At 46.4% G+C, this 12036-nt stretch carries 19 protein-coding genes and 4 pseudogenes; all 23 read right to left on the bottom strand.

The window, feature by feature from the left end; genetic code table 11:
- Nucleotides 1-2 precede the first annotated feature (2 nt).
- Nucleotides 3-382, bottom strand: a pseudogene (rpsM, locus tag AC6IZ0_RS08440) (30S ribosomal protein S13).
- Between the two features lie 113 nt (nt 383-495).
- Nucleotides 496-609 (bottom strand): 50S ribosomal protein L36, encoded by a 114-nt coding sequence (gene rpmJ, locus AC6IZ0_RS08435; RefSeq protein WP_006196723.1) that lies wholly within the window; start codon nt 607-609, stop codon nt 496-498.
- 116 nt (nt 610-725) lie between these two features.
- Nucleotides 726-950, bottom strand: coding sequence for a translation initiation factor IF-1 (gene infA / locus AC6IZ0_RS08430; protein WP_006196724.1), 225 nt, complete (start codon nt 948-950; stop codon nt 726-728).
- A 203-nt stretch (nt 951-1153) separates the two neighbouring features.
- Nucleotides 1154-1708, bottom strand: coding sequence for an adenylate kinase (locus tag AC6IZ0_RS08425; protein WP_497725771.1), 555 nt, complete (start codon nt 1706-1708; stop codon nt 1154-1156).
- Complete coding sequence (gene secY / locus AC6IZ0_RS08420; RefSeq protein ID WP_271732205.1) at nt 1708-3021, bottom strand: preprotein translocase subunit SecY; 1314 nt, start codon at nt 3019-3021, stop codon at nt 1708-1710. Before secY ends, AC6IZ0_RS08425 begins: the two co-directional genes overlap by 1 nt.
- 61 nt (nt 3022-3082) lie before the next feature.
- A complete protein-coding gene (rplO, locus tag AC6IZ0_RS08415) occupies nt 3083-3538 on the bottom strand; it encodes a 50S ribosomal protein L15 (RefSeq protein ID WP_271732206.1) in 456 nt (151 codons plus the stop codon).
- A 93-nt stretch (nt 3539-3631) separates the two neighbouring features.
- Nucleotides 3632-4157 (bottom strand): annotated as a pseudogene (gene rpsE, locus AC6IZ0_RS08410) (30S ribosomal protein S5).
- Between the two features lie 30 nt (nt 4158-4187).
- Complete coding sequence (rplR, locus tag AC6IZ0_RS08405) at nt 4188-4550, bottom strand: 50S ribosomal protein L18 (protein WP_271732209.1); 363 nt, start codon at nt 4548-4550, stop codon at nt 4188-4190.
- A gap of 2 nt (nt 4551-4552) precedes the next feature.
- Nucleotides 4553-5100, bottom strand: a pseudogene (gene rplF, locus AC6IZ0_RS08400) (50S ribosomal protein L6).
- A 44-nt stretch (nt 5101-5144) separates the two neighbouring features.
- Nucleotides 5145-5546: a 30S ribosomal protein S8 gene (rpsH, locus tag AC6IZ0_RS08395; protein WP_200989445.1), complete on the bottom strand. Its 402-nt coding sequence runs from the start codon at nt 5544-5546 to the stop codon at nt 5145-5147.
- A gap of 20 nt (nt 5547-5566) precedes the next feature.
- Nucleotides 5567-6115, bottom strand: coding sequence for a 50S ribosomal protein L5 (gene rplE / locus AC6IZ0_RS08390; protein ID WP_271732211.1), 549 nt, complete (start codon nt 6113-6115; stop codon nt 5567-5569).
- A 90-nt stretch (nt 6116-6205) separates the two neighbouring features.
- Nucleotides 6206-6559: a 50S ribosomal protein L24 gene (rplX, locus tag AC6IZ0_RS08385; protein ID WP_271732212.1), complete on the bottom strand. Its 354-nt coding sequence runs from the start codon at nt 6557-6559 to the stop codon at nt 6206-6208.
- The gene (gene rplN / locus AC6IZ0_RS08380; protein ID WP_271732213.1) at nt 6559-6927 is read right to left on the bottom strand and encodes a 50S ribosomal protein L14; all 369 of its coding nucleotides are present in this window, start codon (nt 6925-6927) and stop codon (nt 6559-6561) included. The genes rplX and rplN overlap by 1 nt, the downstream gene beginning before the upstream one ends.
- A gap of 41 nt (nt 6928-6968) precedes the next feature.
- A complete protein-coding gene (gene rpsQ, locus AC6IZ0_RS08375; protein WP_497725770.1) occupies nt 6969-7220 on the bottom strand; it encodes a 30S ribosomal protein S17 in 252 nt (83 codons plus the stop codon).
- 13 nt (nt 7221-7233) lie between these two features.
- The gene (gene rpmC / locus AC6IZ0_RS08370; protein WP_271732216.1) at nt 7234-7455 is read right to left on the bottom strand and encodes a 50S ribosomal protein L29; all 222 of its coding nucleotides are present in this window, start codon (nt 7453-7455) and stop codon (nt 7234-7236) included.
- Nucleotides 7456-7458: 3 nt separating this feature from the next.
- The gene (rplP, locus tag AC6IZ0_RS08365) at nt 7459-7884 is read right to left on the bottom strand and encodes a 50S ribosomal protein L16 (protein WP_271732217.1); all 426 of its coding nucleotides are present in this window, start codon (nt 7882-7884) and stop codon (nt 7459-7461) included.
- A gap of 3 nt (nt 7885-7887) precedes the next feature.
- Nucleotides 7888-8644: pseudogene (gene rpsC, locus AC6IZ0_RS08360) on the bottom strand (30S ribosomal protein S3).
- A 75-nt stretch (nt 8645-8719) separates the two neighbouring features.
- Nucleotides 8720-9079, bottom strand: coding sequence for a 50S ribosomal protein L22 (gene rplV / locus AC6IZ0_RS08355; protein ID WP_271732220.1), 360 nt, complete (start codon nt 9077-9079; stop codon nt 8720-8722).
- A 38-nt stretch (nt 9080-9117) separates the two neighbouring features.
- Complete coding sequence (rpsS, locus tag AC6IZ0_RS08350) at nt 9118-9396, bottom strand: 30S ribosomal protein S19 (RefSeq protein ID WP_271732222.1); 279 nt, start codon at nt 9394-9396, stop codon at nt 9118-9120.
- Between the two features lie 29 nt (nt 9397-9425).
- Nucleotides 9426-10289: a 50S ribosomal protein L2 gene (rplB, locus tag AC6IZ0_RS08345; protein WP_497725769.1), complete on the bottom strand. Its 864-nt coding sequence runs from the start codon at nt 10287-10289 to the stop codon at nt 9426-9428.
- A 6-nt stretch (nt 10290-10295) separates the two neighbouring features.
- Nucleotides 10296-10610, bottom strand: coding sequence for a 50S ribosomal protein L23 (locus AC6IZ0_RS08340; protein ID WP_271732225.1), 315 nt, complete (start codon nt 10608-10610; stop codon nt 10296-10298).
- Nucleotides 10603-11241, bottom strand: coding sequence for a 50S ribosomal protein L4 (gene rplD / locus AC6IZ0_RS08335; protein ID WP_271732227.1), 639 nt, complete (start codon nt 11239-11241; stop codon nt 10603-10605). The genes AC6IZ0_RS08340 and rplD overlap by 8 nt, the downstream gene beginning before the upstream one ends.
- 52 nt (nt 11242-11293) lie before the next feature.
- Nucleotides 11294-11929: a 50S ribosomal protein L3 gene (gene rplC / locus AC6IZ0_RS08330; protein WP_271732228.1), complete on the bottom strand. Its 636-nt coding sequence runs from the start codon at nt 11927-11929 to the stop codon at nt 11294-11296.
- Between the last annotated feature and the right edge of the window lie 107 nt (nt 11930-12036).

Genomic DNA, 12036 nt, shown 5'->3' with positions numbered 1-12036 from the left:
GTTTATTTGCCTGGAGCCTTCTTCTTCCGGCCACTGTCTGCCTTCTCCCCCTGCGGGTTCTGGCATTAGTGCGAGTTCTTTGACCTCTGACTGGTAAGCCCATGCGGTGGCGACGACCGCGGTAGCAACCAATATCAATCAAGCGCTTGATGTTCATGGCTTCTAAGCGCCGCAAGTCACCTTCTACTTGATAGTTGCTTTCTATTTCGCCGCGCAGGGCTGCCACTTCAGCATCACTTAGGTCTTTAACACGGGTATCTGGATTTACACCTGTAGCGGCTAAAATTTCCAGAGACCTTGTTAACCCAATGCCGTAAATATAAGTCAGACCAACTTCAACGCGCTTATCACGTGGAAGGTCTACCCCGGAAATACGTGCCACAATTATTTTCTCCCTATGGTTATCGCAGTTGCTATGACAAAGACTTAATTAATTAACTTTGTCGTTTTTTATGGTGATTAATCTGTATTTTCACTCCTTGATGTGTGAGAGTGTTAGCCTTGGCGTTGTTTGTGCTTGGGATTGACGCAAATCACCATAACGCGACCGCGACGGCGGATCACGTTGCATTTTTCACACATTTTCTTGACTGAGGCTCGAACTTTCATGCCTTTTGTAATTGACTCCAAATAGTAAATTATAGCATTTTTAGGGAATTTAATTCAGTTAATTAATGGGGGAGAACCCAAAAAGATGGTTTTATGGTAAGATTTTGGAGGTATAGCTATTTCTTCCGCAGTCTATAGGTGATTCTGCCTTTTGAAAGGTCGTAGGGAGTTAACTCAACTTTGACGCGATCGCCAGGTAAAATCTTGATGTAATTACGGCGAATCTTACCGGAAATGTGTGCCAAGACATTGAACCCATTATCCAAGTCAACGCGAAACATCGCATTGGGGAGGGATTCAGTGACAGTGCCTTCCATTTCAATCAAATCTTGCTTAGACAATTTGTTTTTTCCTCAATTCAACAATCTCCTATTGATACAGTTGCAGCACTGGCTCTGCAAAAGAACATATTTTGAGAAATATATCAATAGTTTATTAATATATCTTAGCTAAAATTGTCCAGCATCTTAGCCATAGGGGCGAGAGACGCGATGAATCGCGTCCTGGCGGGGTAGTGAGTGGTGATTTCCCCCCACTGATCAGGCTATGAAGTAACGATGAGGCGCAATTGCTCAGTGACTTCTTCTTGGGACTGATGGCCATTGACCGTGACTAATTTCTGGCGATCGCGATAATAGTCAATCAATGGTGCTGTTTGAGAGCGGTAAACATCTAAACGGTGACGAATTACCTCCTCGGTATCATCTTTTCGTCCCCGAGCGAGTAAACGTGCTACCACCACATCATCTGGAGCATCGAGATTAACAACCCGCTGGTCACCCTGATGAGTTTGTGCGAGCAACTGCTCGAGAAAAACCGCTTGTGTGACCTTGCGGGGAAACCCATCAAGAATCCAACCGGATGTGACATCCGGTTGGACAAAGCGCTCCTGCACCAAGTCCTGAACCAACTGGTCCGGTACTAAATCGCCCTGATTGACATAACCTTGAGCCTTAATTCCCAAAGGAGTTTGCTCTTGCATAGCCTGCCTTAATATATCCCCAGTAGAAATGTGGGGAATATTCAAGTCTGCCGCCAAAACTTGAGCTTGAGTGCCCTTACCAGAGCCAGGTCGTCCCAAGAAAATTAATCGCGTCACTATTGTTTCACCATTCCTTCATAACGCTGAGATATCACGTAAGTTTGGACTTGTTTAGCCGTATCAATTGCCACACCTACCAGTATGAGCAAAGAGGTAGCACCCAAACCTCGAAAAGTAGGGACACCTAGAGCACTTTCCACAGCCGTGGGAATAATAGCGACAAATCCCAAAAATATCGCCCCTAAAAAAGTCAGTCGATTCATCACACGCTCAAGATACTCACTGGTAGCCTTACCGGGACGAATACCGGGAATACTAGATCCCATTTTCTTCAAATTCTGAGCCACATCAACTGGATTAACAATCAAAGAAGAGTAGAAATAACTGAAGAAAATAATTGACACCAAGTAGACCAGAGCATAAACCCAAGCCCCGGAACCCCCAGGATTGAGATAAGTGTTGACAATGTTAGCTATGTCAGGATTTCTGGTGAAATTAGCGATTAAAAGTGGCAGACTGAGAATTGCGGCTGCAAAAATAATCGGCATGACCCCCCCGGAATTGAGCCGCAGGGGTAAATAACTACGCTGCTCTGCCAAGACACGGCGACCGACTTGACGACGAGCGGAAATAATGGGGATGCGGCGGATACCTTCCTGAACGAAAACAATCCCGACAATAGTAGCCAGGAATACCAGTACGAGGACAATAACGCGACCGACAGTTTCTCTACCGCCAACTTGTACCAAGTCAATGGTATCGCCTAAAGCCTTTGGTAACGAAGCGACAATATTGACAAAAATCAACAATGATGCACCATTACCAAGTCCGCGTTCTGTAATCAGTTCTGATGCCCACATAACAAACATAGAACCAGCCGTGAGAGCGATGGCTGTTTCAGCGACAAACAAAATGCCGGGATTCAAAGCAAATTGCTGGAGGAACAACGACGAAAAAGCGACACTCTGAATAGTTGCCCAAACTACCGTGACATAGCGTGTAATTTGGGAAATTTTCCGGCGGCCCTGCTCACCTTCGTTTTTCTGTAAATTTTCTAAAGATGGAATTGCCGCGGTGAGTAATTGGATAATAATGGAGGCATTGATAAAAGGTAAGATTCCGAGGGCAAAGATGCCCAAAGTGGAAAGTCCCCGCCCAGAAAAGATATCCAATAAACCGAATACGGCATTGTTACTAGATATAGCTGCGGCGAACCTAGCCCTATCAAGACCAGGTACCGGCAAAAATATACCCAGGCGAACCAAAATTAAAATACCGACGGTGACAAGCAGCCTACCTCTGAGTCCGGCTGCTTGGGCCATCTGCATAAAAGTTTCTTGAGCCGTTGGGGCTTTTTCTCGACTGATCATAGAATGCTACCTCTATAGTGAACCGGGGGCTGGCAGGTATCTAGAGATGGCAAGTAGGGAATCATGTATTTCCTGATACCACTTCACAGCTACCACCAGCCGCCTCAATTTTGCTACGAGCTTGTCCTGTAAAAGCTGCTGCTTGTACCTTGAGGGATACATTCAATTCACCGTTGCCCAAGATTTTCAATGGGCCTTTAGCAGCAGTGATGATTCCCGCATCTTTGAGAGAAGTCAAAGTTACTTCTGTACCAGCAGGAAGAGAAGCGAGCTTATCTACATTAATCGTAGTGTAAATTTTCCGATTCACAATCGGAAAGCCCTTAAGCTTAGGTAAGCGGCGGTACAATGGTTGCTGACCACCTTCAAAACCTGGTCTGGTACTGCTACCGGAACGAGATTTTTGACCTCTCATACCCAAACCAGCGCTAGCGCCTTGACCAGCGGAAATACCTCTAGCTACACGACGGCGGCGTTTTTTTGAACCTTTTTGGGGCTTAACATCGTTGAGTCTCATGATGTAATTAGTTATTTTTTAGAGCTTCACTATTGACCGATCAATGTTGAGGGCTTGCTTAAACCGTCAGCAAGCCATTAACCGTTAACCATTCTAAATGTAGAGTTTTTCAATAGGAATACCGCGATCTTCGGCTACTTCAGAAAAAGTACGGAGTGTAGATAAGGCATTCACTGCGGCTCTAGCATTGTTGAGGGGGTTATTGGAACCAAGTTGCTTGGCCAAGATGTTACGAACTCCTGCCAATTCCAGTACAGTCCGCACAGCACCACCAGCAATTACCCCGGTACCGGGTGCTGCGGGGCGCATCATCACCTTAGCACCGCCACCCACACCATCAATAGGATGGGGGATGGAGTTAGATTTAGTCATAGGAATGTCAATCAGGTGTTTTTTGCCATCGGCCACGCCTTTTTTGACAGCGCCAATGACATCTGAAGCTTTGCCGACTCCGACACCGACTTGGCCACGTTCATTACCGACGACGACGATGGCGCGGAAGCTGAGTTTTTTACCTCCCTTAACGACCTTGCTCACCCGGCGGATTTGGATGACGCGCTCTTGTCCAGTTAGTTTCTTCTTTTTTTGTGCGGTTAGCCTTACGACGACCAGTTGCCATAATCAAATGCTCTCTATTAGTCAGTTGTCATTAGAAATCTAAACCAGCTTCGCGTGCTGCATCAGCTAGGGCTTTGACACGACCATGATATAAGTTGCCACCGCGATCAAAGACTACTTTGGTGATTCCTTTTTCCAACAATCGCACTGCTACCAATTTGCCGACTTGGGCTGATGCCTCACAAGTAGCACCTGTAGCCAAATTCGATTTCAACTCTGGTTCGACGGTGGAGGCTGCTACTAAGGTGTGATGCTTGGTGTCGTCAATTACTTGAGCGTAAATATGTTCATTGGAACGGAACACGGCTAAACGTGGACGTTCTTGGGTGCCGTGAACTTTACCACGAACGCGGCGATGACGACGCTGTTTTGATTCTCTACGAGTAAGTTTCATTGTTATTTCTTACCACTCTTACCAGTCTTACCAGCTTTGCGTCTGACGGCTTCACCGGCATAACGAATCCCTTTACCTTTGTAGGGTTCTGGGGGGCGAACAGCACGAATTTTTGCGGCTGTGTTACCTACTATTTCCTTATCGTAACCACTGACGATGACGTTAGTGTTATTTTCTACAGCAAACTGAACTCCTTCAGGGGGGTCAATCTGCACTTGATGGCTGTAGCCAATATTCAGGACTAGGTTACGTCCTTGAACTTGTGCCCGGTAACCCACACCTTGAATTTCCAGACGACGCTGAAAACCTTGGGAGACTCCCTCCACCATGTTAGCCACTAGGGTACGGCTTAAACCGTGCATTTGCCGGGACGTACGTGTGTCATCGCGACGGGTGACATTTAATGTTTGTCCTTCTTGGGAGACAACGACATGAGTAGGCAATGTCCGCGAAAGTTCGCTTTGGGTCCTTTCACTAAAACTTGGCTACCATCAATTGTCACTTCCACTTTGGCGGGAATATTAATTGGACGTTTACCAATACGAGACATGATTCTTGGTCCTTTATCTTCAGTCCTGACCCTGGGGGTAATGACTACCAAACATAGCAAAGTACTTCGCCACCCAGGCTCTGACGACGGGCTTCGCGGTCAGTCATAATGCCACTGGATGTAGAAATAATGGCAATGCCGATGCCACCTAGTACCCGGGGTAATTCTTTTCTATTGGAGTAAACGCGCAAACCCGGTTTACTGACTCGTTTCAAAGCGGTAATTAAAGGCTGACGGTTTTTACCCTTGTATTTGAGTGAAATCACCAAATTGCGTTTAATCCCTTCTCCTGCTTCTACAACTTCAGCAACAAAGCCTTCCTCTTGTAGTACCTTGGCAATACTACGAGTCATTTTTGTGGCTGGCACTTGTGTAGTCTGATGCCTTGCCAGGTTGGCATTGCGGATGCGCGTGAGCATATCTGCAACTGTATCGTTAGCTGCCATCGTTCCCTCTTTAGATGAACTTATTGATCGCGAAAGGGCATTCCCATTTCTTTAAGTAAGGCGCGACCCTCTTCGTCGTTTTTCGCCGTTGTGATGATGGAAATATCCATCCCACGGATTTGATCGATACTGTCGTACTCGACTTCTGGAAAAATTAGCTGTTCTCTAACACCCATAGTGTAGTTACCGCGACCATCGAAGCTTTTAGGACTGATGCCGCGAAAGTCTCTAATTCTGGGTAGTGATAAGCTAACTAATCGGTCAAGAAAAGCGTACATCCGTTCGCTTCTGAGGGTTACCATAATGCCAACAGGCATACCCTGACGAATTTTAAAGCCGGCGATCGCCTTTTTCGCCCGAGTCACCACTGGTTTTTGACCGGTAATCAGGGCAATTTCATTTAAAGACGCTTCTAGCGCCTTGGCATTTTGAGCCGCTTCCCCCAAACCGCGGTTAACAGTAATTTTCACTAACTTCGGTACTTGATGAACGTTAGTGTACTGAAACTGATTCATCAGTTTAGGGACGATGGTTTCTTGATATAAACCTTTGAGTCTTGGTGTTGCCATAGTTATTTATCTGTATCCCTGGGCTTTGTCAGGGAGGCCTTGTGAATTACTGAGGAGTCCCTTCTGGTAGAAAAACAGCAGTTATTCCCTTTATTTATCGAGAATTTCGCCTGTTTTTTTGAGCATTCTCACCTTTTTACCTTCTGCTGTAAAGGTGTAGCAAACACGACTTGTAACGTTTTGCTTAGTAGAATAGAGCATCACATTGGAACTATGGATAGGAAATTCCTGAGTGACGATGCGGCCCGATTCTCCTTCTTGCTGGGGTTTGACGTGCTTAGTCTTGATATTGACACCTTTAATCAGGACTTTACTCAGTTGGGGTAGTGCTTTGACCACTTCACCAACTTTGCCTTTGTCCTTACCGGCAATTACTTGCACAGTGTCGCCAGTTTTGACGTGCATTTTATGAAATACTTTGGCTTTTTCCTTGGGGTTTGCCATTACAGCACCTCCGGAGCCAGAGAAACGATTTTGGTGAAGCTTTTATCGCGTAATTCCCGAGCCACCGGTCCAAAGACCCGTGTACCTCTGGGATTACCATCCTTATTGATGATCACCGCGGCGTTATCATCAAAGCGAATAGTCATACCACTATCCCGGCGGATGTTGTGACGGGTACGGACAATCACTGCTTGTATGACATCGGATTTTTTCACAGCCATGTTGGGGATGGCATCTTTAACAACGGCGATAATCTTGTCGCCGATGAAACCATAACGCCTGTTGCCTGCACCTAATACACGGATGCACATAATTTTTTTGGCACCGCTATTATCTGCGACAGTGAGGTAGGTCTGGGGTTGAATCACAATTAATCTCCCTTTTGGAGTTTAGATTACTGTAACAAGTATTACACTGTAGTCTTAGTATTCAAGATATCTTTGACTTGCCAGCGTTTGGTCTTACTCAAAGGTCTAGTTTCTTGAATCCGGACGCGATCGCCCACCTTGCACTGACTATTTTCGTCGTGAACCTTATAGCGGCGGGTTTGCACGACAATTTTGCCATACTTAGGGTGGGGAGAGCGGTTTTCCACAGCGACTACCACAGTTTTTTGCATTTTGTCGCTGACTACCACGCCGACTCGTTCTTTGATTGCCATAATCTCCTAGTTTTTATTCTGTAGTCGATTGACTTGTAGCCTGTTGGCGCTGAGTTTCCACAGTGAGCAACTGGGCGAGGCGGTGGCGGGCGTGTCGGAACTCATGAGGCTTTTCTAATTGTCTTGTAGCTTTTTGCAACCGTAACTGAAACAGTTGTTTTTTAACAGAGACAATTTCCGAGACCAGTTGTTCATCACTTAATTCTCTAGCTTCCGAAATCTTGGGAAGAGGCATAACCTACTCCTGCTCCTGTGGTTGAGAACGCACAATAAATTTAGTTTTAATTGGCAGCTTATTGGCAGCCAAACGCATAGCTTCGCGGGCGATTTCCTCGGAAACTCCAGCGATTTCAAACATAATGCGTCCTGGCTTAACTACCGCCACCCAAAACTCTGGAGAACCTTTTCCTGAACCCATCCGGGTTTCTGCCGGACGCATAGTGATAGGTTTATCCGGAAAAATCCGGATCCAGATTTTACCACCCCGACGGATATAACGAGTCATTGCCCGACGGGAGGCCTCAATTTGGCGGGAGGTAATCCAAGATGGCTCTTGAGCTTGGAGGCCAAAATCACCGAAGTTAAGGTTACAACCGCGGCTAGCTAGGCCTTGCATCCGTCCGCGCTGTTGTTTGCGGAATTTAGTTCTTCTAGGACTTAACATGCTTCATCCTTCATTAGATCGGTCTTCAAATTGCTGACGACGGCGTTGTTGTTGACGACGACGTGGTTCGCGATCGCGTGGGGTGGATGGAGCGGTGGTTTCTTCCTGTCCTGGGATAATTTCTCCCTTAAACACCCATACTTTAATCCCCAGAATCCCGTAAATTGTTTTAGCTGTGCAGTAAGAGTAGTGAATATCAGCCCGGAGGGTATGTAAAGGCACTCTTCCCTCACGAGTCCACTCTGTCCGAGCAATTTCTGCACCGTTGAGGCGACCGCTGACTTGAATTTTAATGCCTTGAACACCAGCACGTTGGGCGCGCTGAATAGCTTGGCGTACCACCCGCCGAAAAGAAACCCGCCGTTCCAGCTGTTGAGCAATGTATTCCGCAATCAAAGCCGCGTCTGCATCAACTTTTTGGACTTCGACCACATTAATCCGAATTTGACGATTACTGCCGCAGCATTTCTTGTAGTCCCACCCGCAGTGATTCAATACCTTGTCCACCGCGGCCGACAACTACACCTGGTCTAGCCGTGTGTACTTCCAAATCAATTTGGTCGGCTTTGCGCTCAATCCGCACCTCGGAAATTCCGGCATTGTTTTGAGCCAATCTACCCAGCTTTTGTTCTATGTATTTCCGAAGTTTGTGGTCTTCTTGTAAAAGTTCTGGATAGCGTTCAGGAACTGCAAACCAACGGGATTGATGCTCTTGTGTAATACCCAGGCGAAAACCAACTGGATGAATTTTCTGTCCCACAAATGCTTCCTCTAAGAATTTCTTACTTTACGCAGTTTTTCGTGTCTAGACCCCATCGGTGAAAGAAGGGGTATTTCATTTAGCAGTAGCATCAGCGGCCACAGCCACAGTGATATGACACGTTGGCTTGCGAATTTGGTAAGCTCGCCCCTGAGCTCTTGGTTGAAACCGTTTTAGCACTGGACCTTGATTAGCATAGGCTTGAGTAATTACCAGTTGCGTCCGGTCTAAACCAGCATTATGCTCGGCATTAGCCGCTGCACTTCTGAGAAGTTTCAATACTGGTTCACAGGCTCGATAGGGCATGAATTCCAATACAATTAGTGCTTCTCGGTAGGAGCGCCCCCGAATTTGGTCAAGTACACGGCGCACCTTGTAGGGAGACATGCGGATATAACGAGCGATCGCCTTTACTTCAGTAGTATCAATAGCCATAATTTTCTCCTTAAGTCATTAGTCACAATGACTAATAACTATCTCCCTGCTTTTTTATCACTCTTCCCATGACCTCTGTAGGTACGTGTGGGGGCGAACTCTCCCAACTTGTGTCCTACCATTTGCTCATTCACAAAAACCGGAACGTGTTGACGTCCGTTATGAACAGCGATGGTATGACCTATCATCAACGGCAAAATTGTCGAAGCTCTCGACCAAGTTTTAATAACTTGTTTTTCGTTTTTAGCGTTGAGCTTTTCCAGCTTACTCAGCAAGTGATCCGCTACAAAAGGACCTTTTTTTAGAGAACGACCCATAATTTCGACTTTGGATGTTTGACTTGAGATTATGACTGACGGCCACCACGTCCACGTTTAGAAGATTTCCGACGACGACGCACGATCAATTTGCTGCTAGCTTTCTTAGGCTTGCGAGTTTTTGCCCCTAAAGTAGGTTTACCCCAAGGTGTTACAGGACCTGGTCTACCAATAGGAGCTCTACCCTCACCACCACCATGTGGGTGGTCTACCGGGTTCATCACACTACCTCTAACCTTAGGACGGCGACCCTTCCACCGATTCCGTCCCGCCTTACCGGCGCTGAGATTTCGCGCATCGGTGTTACCTACCTGTCCAATAGTGGCGTAGCATTCTTTACGAATCATCCGCACTTCCCCGGAAGGTAGCTTGAGAGTGACATAGTTACCTTCTTTAGCCACCACTTGGGCATCAGCACCAGCCGCACGGACAATTTGCCCGCCTTTCCCCGGTGTCAGTTCCACATTATGGACACTAGTACCCAGGGGGATATTAGACAGTGGTAAAGCGTTACCATCCTCAAAGGGAGAGTCAGGACCGGCGATAATTTTCGCACCCACTGATAACTTATTGGGGTGAAGAATATAACGCTTTTCCCCGTCTTCATATAAAACCAGAGCGATGCGAGCATTCCGATTGGGGTCGTATTCAATGGCTATAACTTCGGCGACAATATTACGTTTATCCCTTTTAAAGTCGATAATCCGGTAAAGTTGCTTGTGTCCGCCACCCCGACGACGGCTAGTGATCCGCCCTTGATTATTACGACCCTTAGGGCGATGTACGTATTCTGTTAATGATTTTTCCGGCTTTGACTTAGTAATTTCCGCAAAGTCGGATACAGTAACTTGGCGCGTACTAGGGGTATAAGGGCGATAAGAACGAGTACCCATTTTATTTTATACCTCTGGGAATAGAACTTGTCTAACTTTCTCTTCGTCCCCAGGGGCTACAGTGACGATAGCTCGCTTATATTGGGGCTTGTAACCAATAAATTTACCAACACGACGCTGTTTACGTGGTGGCATCATGGTATTAATTTTGACTATCTTTACCTGAAATAGGTCTTCAATCGCCGCCTTAATTTGTGGTTTGCTAGCCTTGGGAGCTACTTCAAAAGTATATTTATTTTGCTCCATGAGGATAGTCGCCTTTTCAGTCACAATGGGGCGACGCACTAAGTCGGGAAGATTGCGGGGGTCAAACTTAGGCACTATAGACCTCCTGAATTTTGGCTAAAGCTGATGCAGTGACGACAATTTTATCAGCGTGCAGCAAGTCGTAAACATTAAGTTGGTCTGCTGCAATTACCTTTAAATTTTCGATATTCCGGGCTGATAAATAAACATTATCCGCCTTTTGAATCTCCGGCAAAATTAACAATGCCTTACTTTCAGGTGCTGCTCCCCAACGAGCTAGTGCTGAGACTAACTCCTTAGTTTTGGGGCGGGATAACTCGTTGTTAAAATCTTCAACCACAATCAAATCGTCCCCACGACCTACAAAAGCGGTTCGCAGTGCTAAACGCCGTTCTTTGCGGTTTAATTTCAGGTTAAAATCTCTGGGTTTCGGTCCAAAGATCACACCACCACCACGCCACAGTGGAGAACGAATTGACCCAGCACGGGCGCGACCTGTTCCCTTTTGTCGCCAAGGTTTACGACCGCCGCCTCTAACTTCGGAACGAGTTTTTGTACTCGCAGTCCCTTGGCGAGAGTTAGTCATTTGTCTTACCAAGGCTCGATGCACAATATGAGAGGCCGTTGATTCTTGAGCAACCCGTAACTCAAAGGTAGTCTGTCCGACCTGTTCTCCTTGCCAATTTTTAACTATGCTTTCCACCATTTTTATGTCCTTTTGTGTTTTTTGCCTTTTTTCTTTAGTTCATGAGTAATGACTACTTACCAACTTTCTTTGTAGGCAGAATATTCACTAAGGACCCCGGCTTACCAGGAATGGCTCCTTTAATTAATAGTAAGTTGCGTTCCGGGTCTACTCGCACCACGGTCAACTTGCGAATTGTCACCCGACTACCACCCAAACGTCCTGCCATCCGTTTACCGGGATAAACACGACCAGGGGTTGTACCAGCGCCAATGGAACCTGGCGCTCTATGGTTTTTAGAACCGTGTGACATCGGTCCGCGGCCAAAGTTGTTACGCTTTTGGTTACCCGCAAAACCGCGACCGATACTGGTACCGACTACATCGACAATTTGACCTTCAGTAAAAATATCCGCCTTAAGTTCTTGACCTAAAGTATAATCACTAGCGCTATCTGTGAGATATTCGTTTAAATGACGTAAAGCTGGAGCAGATGATTTTGCCAAGTGACCCAGCAGAGGTCTATTCAACGCCTTGGGTTTGACTTCACCATAACCAACTTGGATGGCGCTGTAACCGTCGGTCTGTTTTGTTTTAACTTGTGTAACAGTGCATGGCCCCGCTTGAACGACGGTGACTGGAATTGATACTCCATCTTCGTCGAAAACTTGGGTCATGCCCAGTTTGGTGCCGAGAATACCTACAGACACAGTAACTGGTTCTCCTTATATACTTGCTGGTGTTGGAATCGGACTGTTGATCGCACTTTTACACTTGTATCAGTGCCGATTGAGGTTGGACGACCCTCGGAAATTTC

The organism is Anabaenopsis sp. NIES-4685 (assembly GCF_059725405.1).
This window is presented reverse-complemented; position numbering and strand designations above follow the sequence as displayed.